Origin of the sequence: Methylibium sp. Root1272 (genome assembly GCF_001425905.1) — a bacterium.
In the GTDB taxonomy this organism is placed as follows: domain Bacteria; phylum Pseudomonadota; class Gammaproteobacteria; order Burkholderiales; family Burkholderiaceae_C; genus Methylibium.
In genome coordinates, this window is record NZ_LMDY01000001.1 from 92564 (window position 1) to 118986 (window position 26423).

General features: G+C 69.9%; 31 protein-coding genes. 15 read left to right on the forward strand and 16 right to left on the reverse strand.

Translation table 11 applies throughout. The features are described from left to right. Positions 1–98: 98 nt before the first annotated feature. From ASC67_RS00375 to ASC67_RS00410, 8 genes are all read right to left on the reverse strand, one after another. Positions 99–491 carry a PPC domain-containing DNA-binding protein gene (locus ASC67_RS00375; protein WP_056314347.1) on the reverse strand — a complete coding sequence of 131 codons (393 nt, stop codon included), beginning with the start codon at positions 489–491 and terminating at the stop codon, positions 99–101. Between the two features lie 7 nt (positions 492–498). After that, positions 499–1065: a hypothetical protein gene (locus ASC67_RS00380; protein ID WP_056314348.1), complete on the reverse strand. Its 567-nt coding sequence runs from the start codon at positions 1063–1065 to the stop codon at positions 499–501. Positions 1066–1432: 367 nt separating this feature from the next. Beyond that, positions 1433–1705: a GNAT family N-acetyltransferase gene (locus tag ASC67_RS00385; protein WP_056314349.1), complete on the reverse strand. Its 273-nt coding sequence runs from the start codon at positions 1703–1705 to the stop codon at positions 1433–1435. Between the two features lie 67 nt (positions 1706–1772). Further along, a complete protein-coding gene (locus tag ASC67_RS00390) occupies positions 1773–2306 on the reverse strand; it encodes a chromate transporter (RefSeq protein WP_056314350.1) in 534 nt (177 codons plus the stop codon). Then, entirely contained in the window at positions 2303–2893 is a 591-nt protein-coding gene (locus tag ASC67_RS00395; protein WP_056314351.1) for a chromate transporter, read from the reverse strand. The genes ASC67_RS00390 and ASC67_RS00395 overlap by 4 nt, the downstream gene beginning before the upstream one ends. A gap of 42 nt (positions 2894–2935) precedes the next feature. Next, on the reverse strand, positions 2936–4252 hold the full coding sequence (locus tag ASC67_RS00400; RefSeq protein WP_056314352.1) for an Hsp70 family protein: 1317 nt from the start codon (positions 4250–4252) through the stop codon (positions 2936–2938). 102 nt (positions 4253–4354) lie between these two features. After that, positions 4355–4564, reverse strand: coding sequence for a cold-shock protein (locus ASC67_RS00405; protein ID WP_011829795.1), 210 nt, complete (start codon positions 4562–4564; stop codon positions 4355–4357). A 255-nt stretch (positions 4565–4819) separates the two neighbouring features. After that, a complete protein-coding gene (locus tag ASC67_RS00410) occupies positions 4820–5569 on the reverse strand; it encodes a Crp/Fnr family transcriptional regulator (protein WP_056314353.1) in 750 nt (249 codons plus the stop codon). A 115-nt stretch (positions 5570–5684) separates the two neighbouring features. Here ASC67_RS00410 and ASC67_RS00415 point away from each other — a divergent pair, with 115 nt between their 5' ends. Next, the gene (locus tag ASC67_RS00415) at positions 5685–6083 is read left to right on the forward strand and encodes a BLUF domain-containing protein (RefSeq protein ID WP_056314354.1); all 399 of its coding nucleotides are present in this window, start codon (positions 5685–5687) and stop codon (positions 6081–6083) included. 25 nt (positions 6084–6108) lie between these two features. Here ASC67_RS00415 and mnmH read toward each other — a convergent pair whose 3' ends face one another. After that, positions 6109–7152: a tRNA 2-selenouridine(34) synthase MnmH gene (gene mnmH / locus ASC67_RS00420; RefSeq protein WP_056314355.1), complete on the reverse strand. Its 1044-nt coding sequence runs from the start codon at positions 7150–7152 to the stop codon at positions 6109–6111. 39 nt (positions 7153–7191) lie between these two features. On the opposite strand from mnmH, the gene selD reads away from it, so the two are divergent. The 3 genes from selD (at position 7192) to ASC67_RS00435 (ending at position 8956) form a co-directional block, all read left to right on the forward strand. Beyond that, positions 7192–8232 carry a selenide, water dikinase SelD gene (gene selD / locus ASC67_RS00425; RefSeq protein ID WP_056314356.1) on the forward strand — a complete coding sequence of 347 codons (1041 nt, stop codon included), beginning with the start codon at positions 7192–7194 and terminating at the stop codon, positions 8230–8232. 11 nt (positions 8233–8243) lie between these two features. Next, positions 8244–8480, forward strand: coding sequence for an RNA-binding S4 domain-containing protein (locus tag ASC67_RS00430; protein WP_056314357.1), 237 nt, complete (start codon positions 8244–8246; stop codon positions 8478–8480). 170 nt (positions 8481–8650) lie between these two features. Next, entirely contained in the window at positions 8651–8956 is a 306-nt protein-coding gene (locus ASC67_RS00435; RefSeq protein WP_056314358.1) for a high-potential iron-sulfur protein, read from the forward strand. 28 nt (positions 8957–8984) lie between these two features. Here the strand turns inward: ASC67_RS00435 and ASC67_RS00440 are convergent, their stop codons facing one another. From ASC67_RS00440 to ASC67_RS00465, 6 genes are all read right to left on the reverse strand, one after another. Continuing rightward, a complete protein-coding gene (locus ASC67_RS00440) occupies positions 8985–9647 on the reverse strand; it encodes an RluA family pseudouridine synthase (RefSeq protein ID WP_056314359.1) in 663 nt (220 codons plus the stop codon). A gap of 14 nt (positions 9648–9661) precedes the next feature. Then, complete coding sequence (locus tag ASC67_RS00445; protein ID WP_056314360.1) at positions 9662–10480, reverse strand: phosphate/phosphite/phosphonate ABC transporter substrate-binding protein; 819 nt, start codon at positions 10478–10480, stop codon at positions 9662–9664. A gap of 213 nt (positions 10481–10693) precedes the next feature. Beyond that, positions 10694–12700 (reverse strand): prolyl oligopeptidase family serine peptidase, encoded by a 2007-nt coding sequence (locus ASC67_RS00450; protein WP_056314361.1) that lies wholly within the window; start codon positions 12698–12700, stop codon positions 10694–10696. A 97-nt stretch (positions 12701–12797) separates the two neighbouring features. Continuing rightward, complete coding sequence (locus ASC67_RS00455) at positions 12798–13733, reverse strand: Tim44 domain-containing protein (RefSeq protein WP_056314362.1); 936 nt, start codon at positions 13731–13733, stop codon at positions 12798–12800. A gap of 108 nt (positions 13734–13841) precedes the next feature. Next, positions 13842–14318 (reverse strand): tyrosine-protein phosphatase, encoded by a 477-nt coding sequence (locus ASC67_RS00460; protein WP_056314363.1) that lies wholly within the window; start codon positions 14316–14318, stop codon positions 13842–13844. After that, complete coding sequence (locus tag ASC67_RS00465) at positions 14315–15358, reverse strand: LLM class flavin-dependent oxidoreductase (RefSeq protein ID WP_056314364.1); 1044 nt, start codon at positions 15356–15358, stop codon at positions 14315–14317. Before ASC67_RS00465 ends, ASC67_RS00460 begins: the two co-directional genes overlap by 4 nt. Before the next feature lie 263 nt (positions 15359–15621). Here ASC67_RS00465 and ASC67_RS00470 point away from each other — a divergent pair, with 263 nt between their 5' ends. The 4 genes from ASC67_RS00470 (at position 15622) to ASC67_RS00485 (ending at position 18832) form a co-directional block, all read left to right on the forward strand. After that, positions 15622–16290 (forward strand): methyltransferase, encoded by a 669-nt coding sequence (locus ASC67_RS00470; RefSeq protein ID WP_056314365.1) that lies wholly within the window; start codon positions 15622–15624, stop codon positions 16288–16290. A gap of 132 nt (positions 16291–16422) precedes the next feature. Continuing rightward, entirely contained in the window at positions 16423–17391 is a 969-nt protein-coding gene (locus ASC67_RS00475) for an MBL fold metallo-hydrolase (protein ID WP_056314366.1), read from the forward strand. 24 nt (positions 17392–17415) lie between these two features. Beyond that, positions 17416–18267: a quinoprotein dehydrogenase-associated SoxYZ-like carrier gene (locus ASC67_RS00480; RefSeq protein ID WP_056314367.1), complete on the forward strand. Its 852-nt coding sequence runs from the start codon at positions 17416–17418 to the stop codon at positions 18265–18267. Positions 18268–18277: 10 nt separating this feature from the next. After that, the gene (locus ASC67_RS00485; RefSeq protein ID WP_056314368.1) at positions 18278–18832 is read left to right on the forward strand and encodes a hypothetical protein; all 555 of its coding nucleotides are present in this window, start codon (positions 18278–18280) and stop codon (positions 18830–18832) included. An 11-nt stretch (positions 18833–18843) separates the two neighbouring features. Here ASC67_RS00485 and ASC67_RS00490 read toward each other — a convergent pair whose 3' ends face one another. Then, positions 18844–19851, reverse strand: a complete 1008-nt coding sequence (locus ASC67_RS00490) for a metal-dependent hydrolase (RefSeq protein ID WP_056314369.1) — start codon at positions 19849–19851, stop codon at positions 18844–18846. Between the two features lie 201 nt (positions 19852–20052). Between ASC67_RS00490 and ASC67_RS00495 the strand changes: the two genes are divergently transcribed. The 7 genes from ASC67_RS00495 to ASC67_RS00525 all read left to right on the forward strand — a co-directional run bounded on the left by ASC67_RS00495 (position 20053) and on the right by ASC67_RS00525 (position 26241). Next, positions 20053–21912, forward strand: coding sequence for an ABC transporter ATP-binding protein (locus tag ASC67_RS00495; RefSeq protein ID WP_056314370.1), 1860 nt, complete (start codon positions 20053–20055; stop codon positions 21910–21912). A 132-nt stretch (positions 21913–22044) separates the two neighbouring features. Continuing rightward, positions 22045–22812, forward strand: a complete 768-nt coding sequence (locus tag ASC67_RS00500) for a hypothetical protein (protein ID WP_056314371.1) — start codon at positions 22045–22047, stop codon at positions 22810–22812. Between the two features lie 155 nt (positions 22813–22967). Next, positions 22968–23927 carry a diacylglycerol kinase family protein gene (locus ASC67_RS00505; RefSeq protein ID WP_056314372.1) on the forward strand — a complete coding sequence of 320 codons (960 nt, stop codon included), beginning with the start codon at positions 22968–22970 and terminating at the stop codon, positions 23925–23927. Beyond that, on the forward strand, positions 23924–24748 hold the full coding sequence (locus ASC67_RS00510) for a metallophosphoesterase (RefSeq protein WP_056314373.1): 825 nt from the start codon (positions 23924–23926) through the stop codon (positions 24746–24748). Before ASC67_RS00505 ends, ASC67_RS00510 begins: the two co-directional genes overlap by 4 nt. Further along, positions 24741–25550 carry a phosphatase PAP2 family protein gene (locus ASC67_RS00515; RefSeq protein ID WP_056314374.1) on the forward strand — a complete coding sequence of 270 codons (810 nt, stop codon included), beginning with the start codon at positions 24741–24743 and terminating at the stop codon, positions 25548–25550. The genes ASC67_RS00510 and ASC67_RS00515 overlap by 8 nt, the downstream gene beginning before the upstream one ends. A 35-nt stretch (positions 25551–25585) precedes the next feature. Then, positions 25586–25810 carry a hypothetical protein gene (locus tag ASC67_RS00520; RefSeq protein ID WP_056314375.1) on the forward strand — a complete coding sequence of 75 codons (225 nt, stop codon included), beginning with the start codon at positions 25586–25588 and terminating at the stop codon, positions 25808–25810. A gap of 86 nt (positions 25811–25896) precedes the next feature. Continuing rightward, complete coding sequence (locus ASC67_RS00525) at positions 25897–26241, forward strand: hypothetical protein (RefSeq protein ID WP_082535744.1); 345 nt, start codon at positions 25897–25899, stop codon at positions 26239–26241. Positions 26242–26423: the final 182 nt, after the last annotated feature.

The following is a 26423-nucleotide window of genomic DNA, read 5'->3' on the forward strand; positions in this document are numbered from 1 at the left end:
CGGGCTGCGGCGAGAAGATGGCAGGTCTGGATGGCTCGAAGCTGAAAGCAGGCTGAATGGCGAAATGTCGCCAAGGCGACTGCGGTGCCCGGACCCGCTCAGCGCGGCGTGATGCGCAGCTCCGGATAGCCGGTGCGGGCGTCCGCGACGCGCTCGAAGCGGAGGTCTTCGAGCACTTCGACCAGCAGCTCGACCGTCGTGCGCACCTCGCAGCCGGCGGTCACGTGGCCGCCGAGCACGCCGCCCTGAGCGTCGGCGATGCCCATGTGGAGGTGGGCGCCGTCCGGCGAAAGCGAGCCGCTCAGGCTCAGGATCTCGACCGGCTCGTGCAGCCACAGCGGCTCGGTCGCATCGGCGAGCCGCAGCGCGGTGACGCGCAGACTGCCGATGCCGGCGATCACGAAGGCGGCCGGCCAGCCGCGCTCGAGCGTCAGCGCCTCGAGACGGCACCGCAGGTCGTCGCCGGGCTCGAGCCGCAGCGCGGTGCGCATAGGGTGGTCAGCGCGCGGGCAGCGACCGCACCGCCAGCGCGCACAGGTTGCGCACGTGGCGCGGTCCGGGCCGCTGATCGGCCAGCGAGCGCAGCGCCAGTGGCCCGGCCGTGGCATCGAGCGGGCGACCGTCCTGCGAGCCGATCACGTAGACCTGCTCGCCGAGCGCGCTGTTGTAGAGCTCGCCCCAGGAGAACACCGCGCGGTAGCCATCGGTGGCCGTGGCTTCGATCACCCAGGTGCGCGTATCGCGGCGACCGGCCTCGTCGAAGCCGGCGAGCGTGAGCACGTCGCGCAACAGCCAGCCGCCGTAGTGCAGGCTCTGTTCGTCGCGCGCGCCGTCGCGCTCGACGCTGCGTCGCAGGCCGACGCTGCGAGGCGGCAGCACGTCGAGGTCGCTGCGCTTCAGTCCGCGCGGGCTGCCGTCGGCGACACGTGTCGACAGCAGCACGTCGGCATCACGCGGCGCTGCGTCCCCGGGGCACGATTGCGCGAAGGCACCGCCGCTGACGGCGAGCGCGGCGGCAAACAGGGCAGTACGCAGGCGCATCGTGCGGCTCCGGTCGGTGGGCATCGATTCGATGCTAACGCCCGTCGCGTCGAGTCGCGTGAGCCTCGCCGCCGCGCGAACGCAACGGCGGCTTCCTCAAAGGAGAAGCCCCTGCCGCAGGGCAGGGGCTTCGTTGTTGGTGCTCCTGTTGGTGGGTCCCCCGCAGGGGGCCCAGGGCCCGGAAGCTCGACCCGGTGTCCGGTGGCAGCGGTGGGGCGCCGGAACGCTGCCATCCATCACCATCGAACGGTTCTGATTGTCGGCAGCGAAGATGACACGCATATGCCGTGATTGGGGGATGCGACCCCCTCATTCCGGTCAGAAGTCGCGTCGCCACGTGGTGTGCCGGGCTCGAGTTTCGTGGTGCGCTGCAGCACCGGCGGGGCAGCACTCAGGCGTGCAAGTCCTGTGTCTCCGGATGGCGTTGCATGTAGCTCGCGACATACGAGCAGGACGGCTCGACTTTCAGACCCCGCGACCGCGCGTGCGCCAGGGCTTCGTGCACGAGGGCGGCGGCCACGCCGCGGCCGCGCAGCGCCGTCGGCACGAAGGTGTGGTGCAGGGTCATCACGCTGCCTTGCAGTACGTAGTCGGCGACCGAGAGCAGGCCGTCGACGCTGGCTTCGAAGCGCGCGGCGGCAGGGTTGTGGGTGACGGTGATCATGGGGTGACGACAGGACGGAGAGAGCGGTCAGTGTGCATGCGGGCCGTTGCCCGTGCTGCGGCGTGGTTCAAATCCAGCCCATCAGGCCCAGCAAGGCGCCGGCGGCGATCATCCACAGCAGGTGCAGCCGTGTGCGCCAGACCAGCAAGGCCGCGACGGCAGTGGCCAGCAGCGAGCGCCACTCGCTCGGCGGTGCGGCCAGCAGCCAGCCGGTGGCGGCGATCAGCGCCAGCGTGATCGGCGCCATGCCGACCTTGAAGGCGCGCACCGAGCGCCAGTCCTGACGCGCATGCCCCCAGCGGGTGACCAGCAGCGCCAGCGTGACCGACGGCAGCATGATGCCCAGCAGCGTGGCGGCGGCCCCCGTCAGGCCGGCCGCCTGGTAGCCGAGCAGTGCCACGAACAGCACGTTGGGGCCCGGCGCGGCCTGGGCGATCGCGATCGACGACGTGAACTGCGGATCGCTCAGCAACTGCTGCTCGACGACCATCCAGCGGTGCATGTCCGGCGCCACCGTGATGGCGCCACCGACCGACAGCAGCGACAGCAGCAGGAAGTGGCCGAACAGTGCCAGCAGCGTCGAAGCGTCGGGCAGCGTCATGCCGCTGTCTCCGCGGCGCGCAGTCGCCGCCATGCCAGTGTGCAGGCCAGCAGGCCCAGCACCGGCAGAACCCAGACCAGCGGCCAGCGCAGCAGCGCGACGGCCACGAAGCAGGCCGTTGCCAGTGCCGCCAGTGTCGGCAGGCCGAGCGGGCTGCTGCGCAGCGGCGCCGCCAGCTTCAGCGCCGTGCCGATGATCATGCCGGCCGCGACGGCGCCCATGCCGCGCAGGGCGCCGGCCACCAGCGGATGGCTCGCGAACTGCGCGTAGAGCATCGTCGCCGCCAGCACGATGAGCAGTGGCACCGCCATCATGCCGGCCAGCGCGGCGAAGGCCCCGCGCGTGCCGAAGTAGCGGTCGCCGACCATCAGCGACAGGTTGCAGACGTTCGGCCCGGGCAGCACCTGCGCGAGCGCGAGCGCTTCGAGGAACTCGCCCTTGCTCAGCCAGCGCTTGTCGTCGCACAGCACGCGTTGCGCGACCGCCAGCACGCCGCCGAAGCCCTGCAGCGCGAGGCCGGTGAAGGCGGTAAAGAGTTCGGTGCAGGAAGCGGGGCGGGCCAGTGGCCGCGGGTCGTCGGGATGCATGCGGGCGATGGTAGTGGCGTCGCCGGGCGCCGGTGCGAGGCGTCAGCGCGCGGCGGCGAACCAGCGTTGCGCGTGCAGGCCCAGGCCGGTGGCGACGCTGGCCAGCCGGTCGCCGCGCACCGCCCGCGCGCCGGGAAAGGCCGCGGCGAGGCGGTCCGTCAACAGGCGCAGGCCGGTGGATCCGCCGGTGAAATAGAGCGCATCCACCGACGCCGCAGACAGTCCGGCCTGCTTCACGGTGAGGCGCGCGGCCTCGACGATGCGCTCTACATCGCTGTCGATCGCGGCGGCCGCCTGTGGCGATCCGAGCGGCACGCTCAGCTCGCGTTCGACGAGGCCCAGATCGATCTGCGTGTCGCCGCCCTCGGCCACCGCGATCTTGGCGGCCTCGGCGCGCGCCAGCAGCTCGTGCCCGAGCCGCTCGCTCACCGTGCGCAGCAGGCGCCGGTGGTGGCGCGGGTCGGCGTAGAAGGCCGCCATGTTCTTGAGCTCGGCCACGCGCGCGGGCTGGTAGACGGTGTTGATCAGGTGCCAGGTGGCCAGATCGAAGTACACCGCGCTCGGCACCTCACGCGGCGGCTGATCGCCGCGTGCCGGGCCGAAGGCGCCGTAGCCGAGTTCGCGCAGGATGCCGGTGAGCTCGATGCGGCGGTCGAAGTCGGTGCCAGCGATGTGCACTCCGTGGCTGGCGAGGATGTCGTCCTTGCGCTCGGTTCGCCCACGGCGGTCGGGGCCGACGCGAACGACAGAGAAATCCGAGGTGCCGCCGCCGATGTCGGCGACCAGTACGCACTGCTCGCGCGTTGCCTGCTGCTCGTAGTCGAAGGCGGCAGCGATGGGCTCGTACTGGAACACCACCTCTCTCAGGCCCACCGCACGTGCGGCGGTTTCGAGCGAGGCCTGCGCCTGCGCGTCGCGCTGCGCGTCGCCGTCGACGAAGAACACCGGCCGTCCCAGCACGGCATGCGTGATCGGCGCGCCGAGGGCGGCTTCGGCGGCGTGCCGCAGGTGGCGCAGATAACCGGTGATGACATCGAGGAACTTCACCGCGTGACCGCCACCGACATCGGTGGTCTGCTCGACGAGGGTGGAGCCGAGGATGCTCTTCATCGAGCGCATCAGCCGGCCTTCATAGCCGTCCACGTAGGCTGCGATCGCTGCGCGACCGAAGGCGCGTGGCGGCTCGGCGCCGGGCGCGAGCGGCTCGTGCTCGGCGAAATAGAACACCGCGGTCGGCATGGTGTGCTCGCCGGCCTCCAGTTCGACCAGGCGGCTGCTGCCGTGGCCGGCAGGAATGGCGATGGCCGAGTTCGAGGTGCCGAAATCGATTGCGCAGTAGGGAAGGGGCGGTCCGGGCATGGTGGCGTCTGGCAAGGGCGCGCGGTTCTAGGTTGCCGACGCGGGCGGGCAACAAAAAACGCGGCCGAAGCCGCGTTCTTCTTGGAGCACCGAGCTCGCTGATTACAGCGGGCGGATGTTCGCAGCTTGCGGGCCCTTCTGGCCTTGCTTCACTTCGAACTCGACGCGCTGGTTTTCCTGCAGCGTCTTGAAGCCGTTGCCCTGGATGTCGCGGAAGTGCGCGAAGACGTCGGCGCCACCGCCGTCCTGGGCGATGAATCCAAAGCCCTTGGCTTCGTTGAACCACTTCACGGTGCCGGTTTGCACGCTCATATACGTTCCTGTCGATCAAAAAGTACGGCACGGCAACATGCCGTGCTCATGCAGAGACACTCAAGAAACGTTACCTGGGGGAGACAAACCAGACAGCCGACGAGAACCGTCGACCGGATTGAGCAAACACCTAAGAACCGCGATCTTGTGTATATCTACGAGCGAGAGTGTAGCCGATCGTGCCTCGCGCGGACGCGGTCACCCCGATCCGTTTCACCGATGCCACACCTGCGAACACCGCGCTGACGCTCGCGCTCAGATCAGCGGGATCGTTCGCATCGGCCGTTCAGCGTAGTCGGCCAGGCGTTGCAGGGCGTGGCGGTTCAGCAGCCGCAGGCGGCCTTCGGTGATCTCGTGCAGGCCGAGCCGGTGCAGGCGGCGCAGCGTCTTGTTGGTGTGAACCAGCGACAGGCCCAGCGCGTCGGCGATGTGCTGCTGCGTGACCGGGAAGACCACGGCGTCACCCTCGACGAGGCCCACCCGCTCGGCGCGCCGGTACAGGTGGATCAACAGCATCGCGATGCGCTCGGCCGCGCTGCGCTGGCCGACCGACAGCAGCGTCTCGTCGGTCAGGTTCTCCTCGCGCGCGGCCAGCCAGGTCAGGTCGTAGCCGAGGCTGGGGAACTCGCGGTACAGAGCCCACAGCTCGGCCTTCGGGAAGCGGCACAACTGAAGTTCGGTGAGGGCCTCGACTCCGTGTGGAGCGCCGTCGGCGAACTGCTCCTGCAGGCCGATGAAGTCGCCGGGCAGCAGGAAATTGAGGATCTGGCGGCGCCCGTCGCTGAGCGTCTTGAAGCGGAAGGCCCAGCCCGAGAACACCGTGTAGAGCCACTCGCTCGTCGCATGCTCGGCCAGCACTTCCTGGCCGGGGGCGAAGGCCGCGGAGCCATGGCGGAAGTTCTGGATATAGGTCAGCTCCTGCGCGTTGACCGGAGAGAACGCCGGCAGCGCGCGCAGCGGGCATTGCGAGCAGGCGGCCGGCGGCGGTCTGCCGGCGATCGGCATGATGGGCAAGGGCGGCAAGGGAACTCCGGCGGGTGTCAATTGACATTGTGAAGGCTGACGGCGTGTTCTATCGTGCTGCGCGCCTCACTTCCACGTGAACCGGGAAAGCCCATCCATGACGACACTGTCGCAGTTCTTGTATCTCAGCCAGGTTCGCGGTGACAAGCCCTTCGAAACGATCGCCGAGGTGGTGGCCGAGGCGCGGCGGCTGAATGCCGAACAGTCGATCACCGGTGTGCTGGTGTTCGACGGGGCCCAGGTCTGCCAGTACGTGGAGGGCGAGCCGGGTGCGATCGATGCACTGATCGAGCGCCTGGTGGTTGACCAGCGCCACGAGAAGCTGCAGGTGCTGCACCATGGCCCGCTGCCGGGCGAGCGGCGGTTCGCGGGCTGGCGCCTGGGGTACCTGATGCTCGACGATGGCGGGGATCTGACGCGCTTCGACGCGCTCGGTGGAGAGGACGCGATCGCGTCCTTTCTCGAACAATTGCCGTGGGTGGATCTGGAGCCCTGACAAGCCGTCATGCACGGCTTCCGAGTCAGCCCGCGGCGATGCGCCGCGCGAGCGCCGCGATGCCGGCCTCGGAGAGGTCGTCCGTCTCGACGCGCCGCCCACCGCTCAGCTTCTCGAAGTGGCGGCCTTGCGACCGGGCATACAGCGGGTCGTAGTGCTGCGTCATCAGCGCCGCGAACAACGGCGGCAGATTGCGCGCCATGGCCCAGCCCTGCCACTGTGCCAGCGTCTCGTTGGCGAGCATGCCCTTGAGCAGGCCGAGCTTGTCGGCAAGGCCCTGCGGTTCGTCGCCGAGCCAGGCGTAGTCGCGCAGCAGGTAGGCCAGGCGGGCGTCGGGCGTGGCATCGATCTGCACCACCGGGCTGATGCGAAGGCGTTCCAGAAGAGCGTCGGGCAGGCTGATGCGGCCGATCCTGCGGCTCTCAGCCTCGACCCAGACCGTGCGCGCCAGGTCGAAGCCATTCAGTGCCGTCGCGAGCTGCGTCTCGAAGGCCTTCTGTGACGGTTGCTCCGTGCCGGGCAGTGCGCCGAGCACCGAGCCACGGTGTGCGGCCAGCGCTTCGAGATCGAGCACCTGCTCACCCAGCGCGCCCAGGGCCTGCAGCACCCGCGTCTTGGCGCTGCCGGTCGGCCCGCACAGCACGCGCAGCGGCAGGTTCGGCGCCAGCGCCGCGATGCGCGCGATGACATGCGTGCGCCAGGACTTGTAGCCACCTTGCAGTTGCTGGGCGTCCCATCCCACGAGCCGCATCCAGGTGACGAAGCTGCCACTGCGCATGCCGCCACGCCAGCAGTACAGCAGCGGGCGCCAGCCCTTCGGCCGGTCGCGGAACGCCGTGTCCAGATGGCGGGCGATGTTGCGCGCGACCATCGCGCCGCCGAGCTTGCGCGCCTCGAAGGCCGACACCTGCACGTAGAGCGTGCCGACGATACGGCGCTCCTCGTCGTCGAGCACCGGGCAGTTGATCGCGCCCGGGACATGGTCGAGCGCGAACTCGGCCGGCGAGCGCACGTCGATCACGGCGTCGAAGCCTGCGAGGTCATCGACGGTCGTCGGGCGGTGGCTCATCGCCGGGCGACCTGGTTCGGTTTGATCGACACTTGCGTCATGGAATCCATCCGTCTCACTTCCTTCTCGCACGGCGGCGGTTGCGGCTGCAAGATCGCACCCGGCGTGCTGGCCGATATTCTTTCGCGCGCGCCGGTCGGGCTGATCCCGCCCGAGCTGCTGGTCGGCACCGAGACCGCCGACGACGCGGCGGTCTACCGCCTCAACGATCACCAGGCGCTGGTGGCCACCACGGACTTCTTCACGCCGATTGTCGACGAGCCCTACGACTTCGGTCGCATCGCGGCCACCAACGCGATCTCCGACGTCTATGCGATGGGCGGCACGCCGATCCTGGCACTGGCGCTGGTCGGCATGCCGCTGGACAAGCTGCCACCGGCGGTGATCGGCCGCATCCTGGAGGGCGGCGCGAGCGTGTGCCGCGAGGCCGGCATCCCGATCGCCGGCGGGCATTCGATCGATGTGCTCGAGCCGATCTACGGTCTCGTCGCGCTGGGGCTCGTGCACCCCGAGCGCGTGCGCCGCAACGCCGATGCCCGGCCGGACGACGTGCTGGTGCTCGGCAAGCCGCTCGGCGTGGGGGTGCTGTCGGCGGCGCTGAAGAAAGGGCGCCTCGACGCGGCCGGGTACGCCGAGATGCTGAGCCTTACCACGCAGCTCAACCGCGTGGGCAGCGAGCTCGGCGCGCTGGATGGCGTGCACGCGATGACCGATGTCACCGGCTTCGGGCTGGCGGGTCACTTGCTGGAGGTGTGCCGCGGTTCCGGGCTCGCGGCCGATGTCGAGCTGGCGAGCGTGCCGTGGATCGAGATCGCCCGCGGCTTCGCGCAGGAAGGCATCGTCACCGGCGCGTCGGCGCGCAACTGGGCCGGCTATGGCGACAGTGTCGATCTCGGCCCGCAGGTCGAGCCCTGGCAGCGCGCGCTGCTCAGCGACCCGCAGACGAGCGGCGGGCTGCTGGTGTCGTGCGCGCCGGGCGCCGTCGATGCGGTGCTGGCCTCGTTCTCCCGGGCGGGGTTCCCGGCGGCGTCGGCCATCGGGCGCCTGCAGCGCGGCGCGCCGCGCGTGCGCTTCGCTTGAGCCGCTGCAGCATGCAGACGCTCGACTTCACGCTGCGCGGCGAGTTCATCACGCTCGACGCCTTGCTGAAGGCCACCGGCTTGGCCGACAGCGGCGGCGCCGCCAAGGCGCTGATCCAGGCGGGCCAGGTCCAGGTCGACGGCCGCGAGGAACTGCGGCGCGGTGCCAAGCTGCGGGCCGGGCAGGTCGTCGCCGTGAGCGGTGCGCGCGTGCGGCTGCTGGCCGCAGAGGGCGTGGGAAGCGCTTGATCGCGTCGGGCGAGTGCTCTGGAACGCGATCGATTCTCACTTAGGCTGCTGGCGCAGGGCTTTGCGCCCAGGTCGTCGAGATGTCAGCCTTGGCTGCCTAGCATGCAGCGTCGATCGGATGCCTGCGCGTCCGGCGATCCGTGCAACCCGACTCTCAGCAGGAGACAACGATGACAGCCAGACGCCAGTTCATCCAGTGGATACCCGCAGCCGGCCTGGCCGCCTGGGCCGGACGCCACGCGCAAGCGCAGACGAAGGTCAGCGAGAAGGATCCGCAGGCCGTGGCACTGGGCTATGTGGAAGACGCGACGAAGGCCGACAAGACCAAGTTCAAGACCTATGCCGCCGGACAGAAATGCGGCACCTGCCAGTTGTTCCAGGGCAAGGCGGGCGACGCCGCCGGCAACTGTCCGCTGTTCGCCGGCAAGCAGGTGGCGGCAGCAGGGTGGTGCAGCGCCTACGCGAAGAAGGCCTGAGCGGTTCGCGCGCAGCGGCGGCGCCTCGTCAGAACGGCGGCGGCGACTCGAAGGCGAGCGCCGGCCGGCCGGCCAGCGGGTGCGCGAAGGCCAGTGCGCCGGCATGCAGCAGCAGGCGTGGTGATCGAGTCTGGATCGACGGCGGCGCGTACAGCGCGTCGCCGAGGATGGCGTGGCCGATGGCCATCAGGTGCACGCGCAACTGGTGCGTTCGGCCGGTTTCGGGCGTGAGTTCGAGACGGGTCGAATCGCCGATGGGGTCGTAAGACAGCACCTGCCAGCGCGTGCGCGCTGGTTTGCCGTGCGCGTGATCGACCTGTTGGCGCGGGCGGTTCGGCCAGTCGGCGCCCAGCGGCAGGTCGATGCAACCCGTGGCCGGGTCGACGCGGCCGGCCACCACGGCGATGTAGCGCTTGTGGACTTCGCGCAGCTCGAACGCCCGGCTCAGGTGGCGCTGCATCTCGATGCCCCGAGCGAACACCATCAGCCCGGAGGTGGCCTCGTCCAGCCGATGCACCACGCGGGTGTCGGGCCAGGCGCGCTGCACGCGGGCCGCCAGGCAATCCTGCTTCAGCGGGCCCCGGCCCGGGACGGCGAGCAGGCCGGCCGGCTTGTCGAAGACCAGCAGGGCCTCGTCGCGGTAGAGCGCCGGCGGCGCCGGCTCCGCGACCGGATCGGTGGCCGGAGACACCGGTTGTGCCGCGCTCAGAGCCCCAGCCAGGTGCCGATGGCGAGCATCGCGGCTTCGTCGTAGGTGGCGAAGCCCTGGTACTTCGTCGGCTCGAGCTTCTTGCGGCCGTCCTCGCTGCCATCGAGCGACAGCAGATAGTCGCGCACGATCCCGACCTGTTCGGCGCTGAGCGACGGGCTCGCGATCACGTGCTTGATCGGCACCGGCTTGGACTTGAACAGCACCTTGCCGCCCTTGGCCTGCCAGGCCTTGATGACCGATGACGCCGCGGTCGCACCGACGTGGGTGAGGTTGTTCTCGACGAAGAAGGGCACCGCATCCTGGTAGCGGGTGTAGGTGAAGACCACGCCCTTGGGATCGCCGATCGCGTCGCGCAGCGAGGCGCGCACCATCCACGAGGTGATCGAGTCTTCGTCGGGCGCGCCGAGCCGCAGGCCCTTGATGTCGGCCAGCGACTTCAGCGGTGAATCGGCCTTGACGAGGAAGTTGGCGCTGTACTGCTCGTAGCCCTTGGTCACGACCACCAGCTTGTAGCCCGACTGCTTGATGGCGACGATCGACAGGTGGGCCGGATGCACCATCGCCAGGTCGTAGGCCTTCTCGGCCAGGCGCCTGCGCAGCGTGGGGTAGTCGCCCACGGGCTCGATGGTCACCGGCTGTTTCAGCAGCTTGCTCAGGTCGGCGGCGATCGCTGCGTACTTGGCTGCGATCTGCTCGCTCGGCACCCGGTAGGTCACGCCTTCGTTGACCGCGAACACCAGGGCCGCCTGGGCCCAGGGCGCGGCGAGCAGTAGGCACGCGGCCAGGACGCGGCGTAAGCTTCTTGTTCCCATTCGTTCTCCTCCGGTAGGACGGCCGCAGCGGGGTCCACTGCGGGCACGGTTGCCACAGGGTCGGTGCAGTCGCGCGCCCGGATTAGAGCGCACGCCGGCCAGGTTCAGGTCTCGATGATCCGGCTGCGCCGCGTAATTCACCGAAGTCGTGTCAGTCTTGGCGCCCGGCCGATGCGGCTTCGCATCGGCCGGGCTTCGCGACAGCGTCTTAGCCTACTTCAGCAGCGTTGCCTGCATGAAGCGCAGCATCGCGTAGAACTGGTAGTCCGCGTTCTCCTTGCGGCGAAAACCGTGGCCTTCGTTCTCGGCCAGCAGGTACCAGACCGGCGTGCCCGTCTGCCGGACGCGTTCGACGATCTGTTCGGCCTCGGTCCACGGCACGCGCGGGTCGTTACGGCCCTGGATCACGAACAGCGGCTTGCGGATCCTCTGCGCATTGTTCAGCGGCGAGATGCGTTCGAGGAAGTCGCGCATCGCCGGATCGCGCTCGTCGCCGTACTCGACGCGACGCAGGTCGCGCCGGTAGCTCTCGGTGTTGTTCAGGAAGCTCACGAAGCTGGAAATGCCGACGATGTCGATCGCTCCGGCGATCCGGTCGGCGAAGTGCACGCTCGCGGCCAGGCTCATGTAGCCGCCGTAGCTGCCGCCGACCACCAGGACGCGGCCCGCATCGAGGCCCGGCTGCGTGGCGATCCAGTCGAGCAGCGTGCCGAGATCCTTGACCGCGTCCTCGCGCTTCATGCCGTTGTCCAGCGCGAGGAAGGTCTTGCCGTAGCCCGAGGAGCCGCGCACGTTGGGCTCGACGACCGCCACGCCGAGCTCGTTGACGAGGTAGCTCCAGCGGCCCAGGAAACCCATCGTCGCCTGCGCTTCGGGGCCTCCGTGTACCAGCACCACGACCGGCCGCTTGCCGGTGAAGCGTGCCGGCGGCGGGCTGAGCACGGCCGACATGCCCAGGCCATCGAAACTGGTCCAGCGCACGATGCGCTGGTCGGGGAAGCTGGTGGTGTCCAGGCCCGGCGGTACGTGGGGCCGCGTCCACGGCTGCACCGTGCCGCGGTCGATGTCGAGCGCCAGCAGGCGGCCCGGCCCCTGGGCGCTGTCGATCGCCACTGCGAGCCGGTGGGTGCGCGGCTGGAAGCGCACCGCGTTCACGCCGCCTGCCGGCAGCGCCGGGAGGGCGCGTTCGCTCAGCGTCCGGGTGTCGACGACGCGCAACTCCTCGCGCCCGTCGACGTTCATCTTCAGCGCCACCAGCGCGCCGTCGTCGCTGAGCTGGGCCGCGCCGACGTCCCAGGGGATCGCGGCCGTGAGCCGTGTCAGCGCGCGGCTCGCGAAGTCGTAGCGCATCAGCTCGCGGAACTCGCCGGCGCGGTCGCTCAGCACGTAGAGCGCGGCGCCGTCGGGCGAGTAGCCGACCGGGAAGTGGGTGGCCTGCAGCGGTTCGCCGGCGGCCGGCAGCAGCTGCGCGGGCGTGCCGTCAGCGAGGTCGATCAGCCAGACCTGCGAATCGGTCGCCGAGCGATAGCGCGTGATCGCCAACTGCTTGTCGTCGCGCGAGATCTCGCCGCCGAACCACCCGGTGCCGGGCAATTCGGCGATGCGGCGTCTCGACGCGGGTTGCAGGGGATCGACCAGCCACAGCGTGGTGGTGGGCGCCGCGCGGCTGCCGCCTTCGGCGGTGCGGTCCAGCGGCACCGCGCTGTACAGCAGCCGCGCGCTCTGGTGCAGCCAGCCGATCGCGTCGTGGCGCTGGTCGGGATCGGTCAGCAGCGTGGGCTGGCGCTTGCCGGCATCGAGCCGGTAGAGCTGTTCGGCCTCGGTGCCATCAGCGCTGCGCGAGAACACGACGTAGCGGCCCAGCCCGGGCTCGTAGCTCGCCTCGGTGACCGGATCGGCGAAGTCGGTCAGCGCAACGGGTGCCGCCATCGGGCCAGGCACGCGGAACAGCTGCGCGGTGTTGGCGCCGGCCGGGCGGTGCGAGACCAGCATCTCGTCGCGCGCCGGATGCCAGTCGGCGAAGCCGTGGCCCCGGAAGTCGGTGTAGCGCTCGACCTGCTGCACCAGCGACACCGGGATGGCCGGAATGCCCTGCACGACGAGGTTCTCGTTCGGCAGCAGCGTGCCGGCAGCCGGGGAGCGTGCCGATGGCGTGCCGCAGGCCTGCAGCATCAGCAGAGTTGCAAGCAGCGAGGCGGCGAGGACGGTCGTGCGGGACATGGCAAGAGGACATTTTCAGATGCCAGAACGGGACAAGGGGCCGAAGCCCCTTGTCGACACCCTGGAGCGTAGCCGCAGCCACGCGCCTCGACGCAGTTCAGTGACGCTGCTCGATGCCGGCGATCGCCCAGGGCCGGCTGTCGTCGTCCGGCTTGACGAGGTGCCAGACCTCGTCGAAATCGGCTGCGGCAGCGTCGCGCAGTTCGCGGACCAGGCCGTGGAAGCGCACGCTGACGACCTGTCGGCCGTCTTCGCGGGCGACGTCCAGCACCTCGGCGTCGATCTTCACCACGTCGGTCTGCTGGGCGGTCTCGCCGCGCTCCTGCAGGTCCAGGCGCAAGGAGGCGAACAACTCGGGCGTCGTGAAGGCACGCAGATCGTTCAGGTCGGCCGTGTCGTTGGCCGCCTGCAGGCGGATGAAGATCTGCTTGGCGAGCCGTTCGAAACCTGCGGCGTCGAAATCGGCCGGCAGCGCGTTGCCCGTGGACACCGGCGCGGCCGGCGACACCGTCGCAACGGGTGAAGAATCCATGCGGCGCTGCAGAGGCTCCGCGGGCGCCGGCCAGGCCGGCTGCGGAGCGCCACCGTGACCGCCCGCGCCCGCACCGGCCAGCGCCGGTCGCGCGCCGCCCGAGCCACCAGCCATGCGCCGCATCACGAAGCGGATCAGGAACACGGCCGCGACGGCGAGCAGCGCGAGCATCAGGAAGTTGCCGAAGGCCTCGCCCAGGCCCAGGTGGCTCATCAGCGCCGCGATGCCCAGGCCGGCGGCCAGGCCGGCGATCGGCCCCATCCACGATCGCTTCGGCGCTGCGGCCGCGGCCGTGCCGGCTGCAGCCGGTGCCGTCGGCGCGGCCTGGTTCGGCGTGGCGGCCGGCTTGGCCGGCGGCGCGTCCGGCGTGCTGCGAGGAGGCAGGCTGCGCTTCATGCCGGCCGAACCGCCACCGCCGAGGCGCTTGGCCTCCACGAGCGTCGGGGCCAGGCCCACTGCCAGCGACGCCGCCACCATCACACCGAGCCACCAACGCTTCATGTCCTGTTCCTTGTGAAAGTCCGTGGGCCGCCGAACGACCGGGTGCGGCCCACGGGAAGTATGACGTAAAGCTGACAAATTGGTTCCGACGGTGACCGATGGGATCGTTCAGAACGCCTCGATCCAGCCCGATTGCCGCGCCGATTCGGGGTTCGACCCGGCCTCGCGCACCTGCTGCAGCGCCGCATCGGTGCTCAGGCCCAGGCGCTTGAGCAGGCAGGCGGCTGCGGTGCCGGTGCGGCCGATGCCTGCCGCGCAGTGCAACAGCAGGACGTCGCCGCCACCCAGGGCGACGGCCATCTCTTCGACGCCGGCCTTGAAGCCCTGCAGTTCCTGTGCGACGCCGTAGTTGCGCATCGGCAGCGCCTGCCATTGGCAGGGCAGTGTGTGGTTTTCGATCGCCGTGGCGTAGTCGGGCGACAGCTCGGTGATCTCTTCGCGTGGTGTCAGGCAGACGATGCGCGTCAGCCCGGCAGCGCGCGCGTCGGCGACGAACCGGTCCCAGGGCTGCAGCCGGCCCGGCATCGGCGACAGCCACACTCGACCGGCGATGCCGGGCGGGAGCGCGAGCGGGCGAAAACTCATGCGGCATTCTCCAGAGCCGTCGCGGCGGAACCTGGTGCCAGGCCGAACTCGCGCGCCAGCAGCGCATAGGAGTGGCGGCGCACGGCCGGGTCGTGGGCCCAGGTGTTGACGACCAGTTCATCGAGCGCCAGTGCGGCGGCCAGTTCCCGCAGCTGCGCGGCAACCTGCGGCGCGCTACCGACGAAGGCCTTGCGCTGCTGGGCCTCGACGGCCGGCCCTTCCTCGGCGCTGAAGCCGCGCGCGGCAACGGCATCGGGCGACAGCAGCGGACCGAGCAGGCCCCGGGTGCGGTCGATTCGCCAGCGGTCGCGGCTCAGTGCGTGGTGGCGGGCCTCGGCCTCGCTGTCGGCGGCCAGCGCCCAGACGCAGATCGTGGCCTGCGGCGTCGGGTGCCGTTCGCTCGGCTGGTACAGCGAGCGATACAGAGACAGCGCCTGCTCGACGCCCTGGCCGTCCATGAAGAAATAGGCGAAGGCGTAGGGCAGCCCGAAGTGCGCCGCGAGCCGGGCGCCGTAGTCGGAGCTGCCGAGGATCCAGAGCGCGGGCACGCGATCGAAGCCGTTGGCGTCCGCCGGCGGCCGGGGGTGCGCCACGATGCCGCGGTGCTGGCGCCCCGCGGTCCAGGCCTGCAGGTCGCGGATCTGTTCCGGGAACTGGTCGGCCGCGCCGTGCGCGTGGGGGTTGAGCGCGAGCGCAGTGCGCATGTCGCCGCCTGGCGCGCGGCCCACGCCGAGGTCGATGCGCCCGGGCGCCAGCGCGTCGAGCACGCGGAACTGTTCGGCCACCTTCAGCGCCGCGTAGTGCGGCAGCATCACGCCCGCGCTGCCGATGCGGATGCGGCGGGTGCGCGCGGCCACGGCGGCCATCAGCACTTCGGGCGCGGTGCCCACGATGGTCGGCAGGCTGTGGTGCTCGCTCAGCCAGAACCGCTGGTAGCCCAGGGCCTCGCAGTGCACGGCGAGATCGACGGTGTCGCGGATCGCGGCGTCCTCGCCGGTGCCGGCGAGTGCGATGGACTGGTCGAGGACCGAGAGTTTCATGGGCTGGAGGCCGCCGGGGCCGCATCGGGAACGATCTTCATTGTCGGGAATCGCTCGGTCTCCGGCCGGAGCGGACCGGTTCGACACTGACGGCGCCGGGGTCGGGTGTGCCTGTCGACGGCGTGCTAGGCTGGCCGGATCGCGCTGCCTGTTCCGACGGACGGTGCCGACCTTGTCGTCCTTGCCCGTCCGTGTCGCCAACGGCCGTGCGCGTTCGATCCGAACGACAGCACCGCGCGATTTCCGCGTTACGAGGGGCCTCGATGCCCGGCTACCTGACCCAGGTGCAGACCGTCGCCGTCGGCGGGGTGCACATGCAGATCCGCTCACTGCTCGACCGCCAGCAGTTCCACGACCCCGAGGGGGCGGCAGAACGCGTGGGCATTTCCTCGGCGACCTGGCCGCTGTTCGGCCTGGTGTGGCCGTCGGCGCTGGTGCTGGCCGCGCAGATGGAGCACATCGCGCTCGGCACGCGCCGCGTGCTCGAACTGGGCTGCGGCCTCGCGCTGGCTAGCCTGGTGGTGCAACGCCGGCAGGGCCGGGTCACCGCCAGCGATCACCATCCGCTGACGGAGAGCTTTCTGCTCGAGAACCTGCGCTTGAACGGGCTGCCGGCGCTCCGCTATCAGCGCGGCGACTGGGCGGTGGCCGATCCGTCGCTCGGCCGCTTCGACCTCATCGTCGGCAGCGACGTGCTCTACGAGCGCGGCCAACCGCGGCTGTTGTCGGACTTCATCGAGCGGCATTCGCACGACGTGGCCGAGGTGGTGATCGTCGATCCGGATCGCGGCAACCGCAGCGCCTTCAATCGGCACATGGCACTGCTCGGCTTCGCACGCAGCGAGCGCCGCGTCACGCAACTGCCGGCGGGCGCCGCGTACAAGGGGCGGGTGCTGAGCTACCTGCGCAGCGAAAGGCCGGTCGCGGGCTGAGCCCAGTCAGCAGGCCCGACCCCTCGCGGCAGTCGGCGGGGTGGGCCCGCTACAGTGAGGCCGGGAGACAACACGAGAGCGCATCGGGCTGCAGGCCTGAATCGCTCCGGCCCCGAGCCCTGGAAGAAGAAGGTGCAGTTCGTCATCAGAAGGACCCTGCTGCTGCTCGTCGGCGCCCTCGGCCTGGCCGCGGCGAGCGGCTGCGCCACGCGTTCGACCCCCGACGCTGGCCCGCCGGCCTCGAGGGCTGTCGAAGTGGCGCCCGGCGTGTACATGGTGCAGGGTAGCTCTGGCGAGGTGGACCTGGCCAATCAGGGCCGGCTGGGCAACGCCGGCTTCATCGTCGGCGACGCCGGGGTCATCGCGATCGACAGCGGCACGTCCTACCGGCATGGCCAGGCGCTGCTGGCCGAAATTGCCCGGGTGACCGACAAGCCCGTGAAGCTGCTGCTGCTCACTCATGCGCGCCAGGAGTTCATCTTCGGCGCCGCCGCCTTTCGCGAGCGCGGTATTCCGGTGCAGATGCAGCGCAAGGCCTCGCGGCTCATGACGGCGCGCTGCGAGGGCTGCCTGAAGACGCTCAACCGCGTGCTCGGCGAGGAGGCGATGCGCGGCACCGTGATGTTCAAGCCGGATGCCGAGTTCGATGCGTCCTACGAGTCCGGGCTGATCGGGCGGCCGGTCCAGGTGCTGTACTACGGTCACTCGAGCGGGCCGGGCGACATCGCGGTGTTCGACGGGCGCTCGGGCGTGCTGTTCGCCGGCGGCCTGCTCGACCAGCGCCGCATCCCCGACGTGCAGGACGGCGAGATCGACGGTTGGCGCCAGGCCTTGCAGGCACTGCGTGGGCTGCCGATCCGCCAGGTGGTTCCAGGGCATGGCCCGGTCGCGTCGGCCGCGCTGATCGACGGCGTGGACCGCTACCTGATGCAACTCGAAACCCGGCTGATCGAGCTGACCCGGGCCGACGCGGCGCTGAGCGAGGTGCCGGACGCGGCGGGTTTGCCCGAGTTCAAGGACTGGGACCAGTATCAGACGATCCACCGGCGCAACGCGTCGATCGTCTTCGTGCGCATGGAGCGCGATCTGTTGGTCAGGTAAGAGGCAGGCATCCGGAGGATCACGATGCAGGAAAGCAAGCGGCCGAGGCCGACAGGCGGCAGTGGCGGGTGGCTGGTGGCGCTGCTGTTTGCCGCCGCGTGGGCATTGGCGTGGCCGGCGCACGCGGCGCCTGGCGGCCTGCCGACCAACGTGGCGCACACGGACTCGTCGCCCGAGTGGGAGAACTTGCGGCAGCGGCTGTTCGCGTCGCGTCGCATCGAGACCGATTCCGGCAAGGTGCAGTTGATCGTGCCGCTGCGGGCCGCCTACGGCGCTTCGGTGCCGGTGAAGATCGTCTCGAAGCTGCCGCAGACGGCCGAGCTCTATGTCCGCAAGATGTACGTGCTGGTGGACAAGAATCCGTCGCCCGTGGCGGCGGTGCTCGACCTCACACCTGAACTGGGCCAGGCCGACTTCGAGACCCGGCTGCGGGTCGACGAGTACAGCCACGTGCGCGTCGTCAGCGAGCTGTCCGACGGCTCGCTGCACATGGACTCCCGCTACGTGAAGACCTCCGGCGGCTGCTCTGCGCCGCCCAACCGCGATGCGCTGCACCTCATCGGCCGGACCGTGTTCAAGCTGCCCGAGCCCGTGAAGATGAACGCCGTCACGACGGCCGACGTGACGGTGCTGCACCCCAACGACACCGGCTTCGAGCTCAACAACCAGACGGTGATGTTCATTCCGCCGCACTTCGTGCGGTCGATCAAGGTGAGCTACGACCAGCGCAAGCTGTTCGATGCCGAGCTCGACTTCTCGGTCAGCGAGAACCCGACCTTCCGCTTCAACTTCGTGCCGCACGCCCAGGGCGAACTGTCGGCGGAGGTCGAGGATTCGAAGGACGGGCGGTTCTCGGGTCGTCTGGCCGTGCAGTGAGCCGATCCGCATGAAGCTCTGGCTGCATCGCTGGCGCTCCGGCGCGTGGGGGCTGGCATTGGGGCTGGGCTTGCTGGCCGCGTCGGCAACGGCCGTCGCGGCCGGCCTGCCGCCGGCCTATGGCGCGGTGGTGTTGCCACCCCGTGGTGGGCCGGAGCGCACCGAGTTCGACCTGACCGCGGTGCGCGATCGGGCGCGCCAGGAGAACAAGCGGCTCTATGTCTACCTCGGTGCCAGCGATTGCCGCTATTGCCGTCAGTACGAGGCCTTCCTGGAGAAGAACGCACGCGAACTGGTGCCGCGCTTCGCGGCGAAGTACATCGTGGTCGACCTGCGGAGTTCGCTGTCGGTGCCGGCCAGTCATCTGTACTTCCGCGTCGGCGGCAGCGTCTGGCCCTATGGTGAATTCCAGCGGTCCATCGGTGACGAGCGATCGCGCCTGCTGGTCTACCCGACGGTCTGGTTGTTCGACGCCGACCTGAGGCCGCTGATGCAGATGCCATCGGGCGCCGGCACCTTCCAGACTGTGCAGGAGCAGATCGAGGTGCTCGATCTGGTTCAGTAGGCCGCGCCGGATCAGCGTGGCGACGGCAGTGGCTCGCCGAGCAGGCGACGCCAGAGCCACGGTCCGGTGCGCTGCACGTCGGGCCGCACGCCGACCGGCAGCGGCGGCCGCGCTTCGACCCGTCCTTCGCGCTGCTCGGCGACGATGAAGCTGAAGAAGTAGCTCGGCTCCAGGCCCATGCGCAGGTCGGTGATGCGCACCTGGCCGTCGCGCTGCTCGACCTTGAAGAAGCCGTGGCTGAACGCGGCGATGCGCTGCGCGGGTCGGTTGTCGGCGATCCGGGGCAGCAACTCGGTGTCTTGGGGGAAATGCTCGAAGGCGATGCGGGGTGTGTCGTCGAGCAGCGAGTAGAAGCCCTCGGCGTGGCCGTCGGGCGTGAGCGCGAGCACGCGCCAGAGCACGGTGTTGAACGGCGTCGGCGTCACCAGCAGGTCGCGGGCCGCCAGCCCCTGCGCCTGCAGCGAGGCACGCGCGAGGCTCGTCACATGCTGCTGCGCGACGACGCTCCAGGCGAGATAGGCTGTGCTCAGCAGCAGGCCGGCGGCGTTCCAGCGCAGGCCGCGGTCGGCCCGGGCGCCGAGCGCCAGTGCCACGCCCGCCAGCAGCGGCAGCGTGTAGAGCGGGTCGATGATGAAGATGCTGCCGACCGCATAGGGAAAGTCGCTGAACGGTCGGGCGAGTTGCGTGCCGTAGACCGTCATCAGATCGAGCAGCGGGTGGGTGACGAGCGCGAGCCAGACGGCCAGCCACCAGCGGCCGAAATGCGCCCGCTCGCGGTGCAGCCACGCGATGATCCCCGCGAGCGGCGGTGCCGCCAGCGTCAGGTAGAACAGGGCATGGCTCTCGGCCCGGTGCAGCGTCATGTTGCTGATCGCGTCGCCATGGTCGATGAAGGCATCGAGGTCGGGCAGGGTGCCGCAAAGGCCGCCCCACAGCGCGGCCTTCCAGACGGCGGTGCGGCGGCCCATGACGGCGATGCCGACGGCGGCGCCGAGTGCAAGCTGGGTGAGTGAATCCATCGGAGGCCGTCGGTACGGGCAGTGCGCGGTCGCAGAGCGCGCATGCTAGCGGCCGCGCGAGCCGCTGGGTCCGAAGGGCCATCGCCATCGGCTAACCTCGCTGCTTCGCCGGTCCGCTCTGCTGCCGCCACCGCGGCATTCGCACGGGCCCGGGCCCGCGCCGCGACCCGGGCGCGGCCGCATCCACCACGGAGATCCTGCGTGTTCGGCGCGTTCGAGAAGCTGCTCTTTCCCTATCCCGATGCGGCACCCTCGCCGCCGCCCAAGGGGCTGCTGCCCTTTTTATGGCACAGCACGCATGGGCTGCGGCCCTGGCTGCTGGCGATGACGCTGCTGACTGCCGGCATCGGGGCCTTCGAGGCGCTGCTGTTCAGCATGCTCGGCCGCATCGTGGACTGGCTGGCCGCAGTGGCGCCCTCGCGCCTGTGGGCCGAGCAGGGCGGCACGCTGATGCTGCTGGCCGCGGTGCTGGCCGGCAGCACGGTGCTGATCGCGCTGCAGTCGCTGATCAAGCAGCAGGCGCTGGCCGGTAACTTCCCGATGCTGCTGCGGTGGAACTTCCACCGCCTGATGCTCGGCCAGAGCATGGGCTTCTACCAGGACGAGTTCGCCGGCCGCGTGGCGACCAAGGTGATGCAGACGGCCCTGGCGGTGCGCGACACCTGGATGATCCTGGCCGAGCTGCTGGTGTTCGTGGTGATCTACTTCGTCACGCTGCTGCTGGTGCTGGGCGGCTTCGATGCGTGGTTGCTGCTGCCCTTCCTGGGCTGGGTGATGCTGTACGCGCTGGCGTTGCGGCACTTCGTGCCACGGCTGGCCCGCGTTGCGCAGTCGCAGGCCGATGCGCGCTCGCTGATGACCGGGCGCATCACCGACGCGTACACGAACATTGCCACCGTCAAGCTGTTCTCGCACGCCGGGCGCGAGGCCGGCTATGCGCGTGGTGCGATGCAGGAGTTCCTGCAGACAGTGCAGGCGCAGATGCGGCTGGTCACCGGCTTCGAGATCGTGAACCACGTGCTGAGCATGCTGCTGATCCTGAGCACCGCCGGCGCGACGCTGTGGCTATGGACCCAAGGTCAGGTGGGGGTGGGGGCGCTCGCCGCGGCGACCGCGATGTCCTTGCGGCTGAACGGCATCTCCCATTGGGTGATGTGGGAGATGGCGGCGCTGTTCGAGCACATCGGCACGGTGCAGGACGGCATGAACACGCTGTCGCGACCCCATGCCGTGGTCGACCGTCCGGGCGCGCGGCCACTGCAGGTGAGCCGTGGCGAGATCCGGTTCGAGGACGTGAGCTTCGGCTATGGCGGCGAACGGATGGTGGTCGAACACCTGTCGCTGGACATCCGGGCCGGCGAGAAGATCGGCCTGGTCGGCCGCTCCGGCGCCGGCAAGTCCACCATCGTCAACCTGCTGCTGCGCTTCTACGACATCGAGCGCGGCCGCGTGCTGATCGATGGCCAGGACATCGCCGACGTCACACAGAACAGCCTGCGCGCGCAGGTCGGCATGGTCACGCAGGACACCTCGCTGCTGCACCGCTCGGTGCGGGACAACATCCTCTACGGCCGGCCCGACGCGACCGACGCCGACATGGTGCTCGCCGCCCGACGGGCCGAGGCACACGAGTTCATCCAGGGCCTGACCGACCCGAAGCAGCGCATCGGCTACGACGCGCACGTGGGCGAGCGCGGCGTCAAGCTCTCCGGCGGCCAGCGGCAGCGCATCGCGATTGCACGGGTGATGCTGAAGGACGCTCCGATCCTGCTGCTCGACGAAGCCACCAGCGCCCTCGACTCCGAGGTCGAGGCGGCCATCCAGGCCAGCCTGTACCGCCTGATGGAAGGCAAGACGGTGGTTGCCATCGCCCATCGACTCAGCACGATCGCGGCGATGGACCGTCTGGTCGTGCTGGACAGGGGCCGCATCATCGAGCAGGGCGACCACCGCAGCCTGCTCGCGCGAGGCGGGCTGTACGCGCGGCTGTGGGCGCACCAGAGTGGGGGGTTCCTGGGCGAGGAAACGGAGGACGATGCCGCTGCCGACGCTCTGGCATGAGGCAACCCACCTGCTGCGCCGTCGCGGGCGTCAATTCCCCTCGATCGCGGGGGCCGGCGCAACGAGGACTTGTCGCGATCGTCCGTCATGATGTATCCATAGGCCAACGGCCAGCTGTTCAGGGAGAGGGTGATGCGTGAGGTGATGCGAGACTTTGCGGCGTCCACGTTGTGGCGCATCAGTGCGTTCGAGCGCGTGCGGGCCGAAACCGGCACCAGCGGCTTCATGCGTCTGGCGGGCGGGCCGACCTTGCTGCCCAGCACCTTGATGGCCGACCTCCGGCAGATCGAGGCGGATCTGCAGGAAGGCGATGTTCTGGAAGTCATCGCGGCCTGCATCCGGCACCGCGAACCAGCGCTGCTCTGCCTGCAGCACGAACAGCTGGTCTGGCCCATCACGGTGTTTCCCGACGAGCGGCTCTACCACTCCCCGCGCGACATGGCGGGCGCGTCCGCAGACGGGCTCGCCGCGCTGCGGGTGCTGACCGTCGAGCCGCCGGGCGTGAAGCCGCCCGGTCACTGGATGCATGAACGTGTGGGCCAGGCGGAGTGCTACCGCCAATTGGCCCCATTGCTGTGGACCATGGCCCTGAACGGTCCGCGGCGCACGCTGCTCAGCGAGATCGGCGGTACGGCGGCCTACCGCGTGGTCGATCGCACTGCGATCGAGAACCTGAATGCGCCGGGGGCCCTCGGCTCGGCCATCGAACGCCTCCGACGAGAATCGGTGTCGATGCGCGACGTGGCTCGCATGCCCGGCATGAACATCGAGCGGGCCGCGCGTCTGCTCAATGCGCTCTACCTGACCTCCAGCCTGATGGTCACGCGCACCAACCCGGCCGCGCGTTCCGAGCCCGGCCTGTTGCGTGGCCTGTTCGGGTCCGGCAAGGCTCGACGCTAGGGCTCGCGCGTCGGCGGCGGCGCTCCCGCCGCATCGAGTGGATTTCCGGGGGCTCGGGCGTAGGCAAGTTCCTACCGTACCGTCGGTGCGCGGACTATGGCTAGCGATGGGATCGCATGGTCAGATGGGGTCTACCTTCCGCTCTCGCGTCGACCATGTCATCTGCCCCTCCCGAACTCGACACCCACGCGCCGATCTTCGTGGTGCTCAACGTCGGTTCGGGCAGCGAGGACGCGACGGGCACGCGCGCGGTCATCGAGAGTGTGCTGACGCAGGCCGGGCGGGAGCACGAGATCAAGGTGGTCGATGAGCCAGCGCGGCTGAGTGGCATCGCGCGCGCCGTGGTCGACCAGGCCTCTGCGCGAGGTGGCATCGTGGTCGCCGCCGGGGGCGACGGCACGATCAACGCGGTGGCGCAGGCGGTGCTCGGCAGCGGGTGCCCGTTCGGCGTGTTGCCGCAGGGCACCTTCAACTATTTCAGCCGAACGCACGGCATTCCGGCCGAGACCGAAGAGGCCACCCGGTTGCTGCTGACGGCGTGCGTGCAGCCGGTGCAGGTGGGCCTGGTCAACGACCGGGTGTTCCTCGTGAACGCCAGCCTCGGGCTCTACCCCACGCTGCTCGAGGATCGCGAAGCCTACAAGCAGCAATACGGACGCAGCCGTCTGGTGGCGCTGTGGGCGGGGGTCGTGACGCTGCTGCGAGGACACCGGCGGCTGCGGCTGCATCTGGAGCAGGACGGCGAGGGCGTGCCGGACCGCGTGCTGCGCACGTCGACGCTGTTCATCGGCAACAACCGTCTGCAGCTCGAGCAGATCGGCATCAACGAGGCACCCTTGCTCGAGCAGGGCCGGCTCGCTGCGATCGCCCTGCGGCCGGTGGGGCGTGTCGAGATGCTTTGGCTGCTGCTGCGGGGCGCCTTCGGCCAACTCGGCGACGCCGACAAGGTGCTGACGTTCCCGTTCGAGCGCATCACGGTGCAGCCGGCCTTGCGGGGGCGCGCCGGTCGCCGCATCAAGGTGGCGACCGACGGCGAGATCGCGTGGCTGGCCACGCCGCTCGAGTTCCGCGTCGCCCCGCAGTCGCTGTGGCTGCTCAAGCCGGAGCCGCGATGACCCTGGCCATCCAGATCTCCGATCCGCACTTCGGCACCGAACGGCCCGCGGCGGTCGAGGCGCTGCTGCAACTGGTGCACGAGCAGGCGCCCGACGTGGCCGTGCTGTCGGGCGACATCACCCAGCGCGCCAGCCGGGCGCAGTTCCGCACGGCGCGTGCGTTCGTCGATCGTCTGGGCGTGCCGGTCACGCTGGCCATTCCCGGCAACCACGACATCCCCTTGTTCAACCTCCTGGCCCGGCTGTTCGCGCCGTATGCGAACCATCGCCGTGCCTTCGGCGCCGAACTCGAGCCGATCGCCGAATGGCCGGACCTGCTGCTGCTCACCGTCAACACCACCCGGCCGTGGCGTCACAAGAACGGTGAGGTGTCGGCCGCGCAGGTCGAGCGCGTCGCAGGCCGTTTGCGCAGCGCGCAGCCCGAGCAATTGCGGGTGGTGGTCGTGCACCAGCCACTGGCGGTGACGCGCAAGGAAGATGAGCCGAACTGCCTGCGCCGGTGCGCAGAGGCGGCGCGCGCGTGGTCCCGGGCCGGCGCCGACCTGGTGCTCGGCGGGCATATCCATCTGCCCTTCGTGTTGCCGCTGCACGAGCGCATCGACGCGCTGCCGCGCCCGCTGTGGGCGGTGCAGGCCGGTACCGCGGTGTCGTCACGGGTTCGCGACGAGGCGGGCAACTCGGTCAACCTCATCCGTTCGCGGGGGCGGATGGGGGATCGGCGCGAGGCACTGGTCGAGCGCTGGGACTACCGACCGGCATCGCACCGCTTCGAGCCGGTGTCCGTGCACCGGCTCGGCTTCGAGGTCGGCAGCGATGGATGACGCCCGCGCTCTTGCCCTCATCACCGCGGCGGGTGAGCGGGCGGTGCCCGGCTTCGTCATCGCGTTGCTGTGCCTGCTGTCGTTCGTCACTTCGGTCTGGTGGCTCACGCGCCGCCACGTGCTGCCGCGGCTGGAGAGCCCGTTGCCGCCGAGCGGGTTCCTGGCGCTGAACCTCGGCCTGGGTTTCGTGATCGTCGTGGTGTCCGCCGCCATCTTCGCCGGCACCGCCGACGAGATCGGCATCGACGAGGAACTGGGGGCCCTCGACACTGCGTTCTCCGCCGCAGTGCGTGAGAGCGTCTCGCTCGCAACGCTGCGGGTCTTCTCGCTGCTGACGCGATTCGGAGACACCGCGACGCTCACCGTGCTGTGCATCGCGGTGGCCGTGCTGCTGTGGATCGGTCGCAAACGCTGGCTGGCGCTGGCGTGGGTGATAGCGGTCGCGGGCAATGGCGTCCTGAACACCACGTTGAAAGGCGTCTTCGAGCGCGTGCGGCCACTGCATGAGCACGGGCTGGTGCACGAACTGGGGTGGAGCTTCCCCAGCGGCCACAGCTCCGGCTCGGTGGTCGCCTACGGCATGCTCGCGTACATCGCGATGCGGCGCCTGCCTCCCATCTGGCACCTGCCGGTGCTGTTGCTGGCCACGGCGATCGCTTTCACGACCGGGTGCAGCCGGATCTTCCTGCAGGTGCATTTCGCCAGCGACGTGCTGGCCGGCTTCGCCTCGGGCCTGGCCTGGTTGACCGTGTGCGTCGTCAGCATCGAGCTGACGCGCCGCTACCGCCGCGCGCCGGCCTGAGCGCAAGGCGCCACACTCGAGCCAAGGAGAGTCCCATGAGCACACGCACCGCATCGTCTCCCCGGTCCCGGCCGCCCGCGCCGAAGCCGAGCGCGAGCCCGCGGCCGGCACTGCCGCACGAACGCGACGAATCCAGCGACATGACCGGCGGCGAGCCCAGCGAGAGCATGCAGCAGGCCCATCGCGACCTGGCTCGCGGTTTGCAGGACACCGATCGCGGACCGGAAATGGAGCGCACCTACCGCAAGCTGAAGCGCTGAGCCGCTACGGCCTTTCGCGCACACGCCGCGTGTCATCATCTGCATCGGTCGGCATCGAGGCCGGCCGTCGAAGCAGGAGCAGCAGCGTGCGTCAGCATCTCACCGCAGGATGGTCCGTGGCGCTGGCACTGTGGGGTGCCGTGCTGCCGGGCACGGCGGGCGCGGACGAAGACGCCACGCCCTATGTGGCCTTCGTCGAGGATTTCACCGCGCAGTGCGTCGCGCGCAACGGCGTGCAGATCCTCGTCAGGAATACCCATCCGACGCGCCGACTGCGGGTGTGGCTGGACCGCTACCACATGGGCACCGGGACCGGCGATCGCTCGCGCAGCGATCTCGCACCCGCAGGCGAGCCTGAGGCGCTGGGGTGTTCTCGCAGCAGCACCGGGCCGCAGGAGTGGCGCGTCGTGCGCAGCGTGTTCATCGACTGAAGATGCGGTGAGCGCCGCGGACGGCGGCGGGGCATGTCAAAAGACAAAGCGCGTTGTCTGACAGTCGCTTGCGGCGCGCCCTACAGGCGTCCGCCGCATCGGCCGACAGAAGCCACCCTGGTTCGCTTCTACCTTTCAGGGGTTCGCAAGACGGACTCGCCTCACGGGCTCCACGGCCCAGG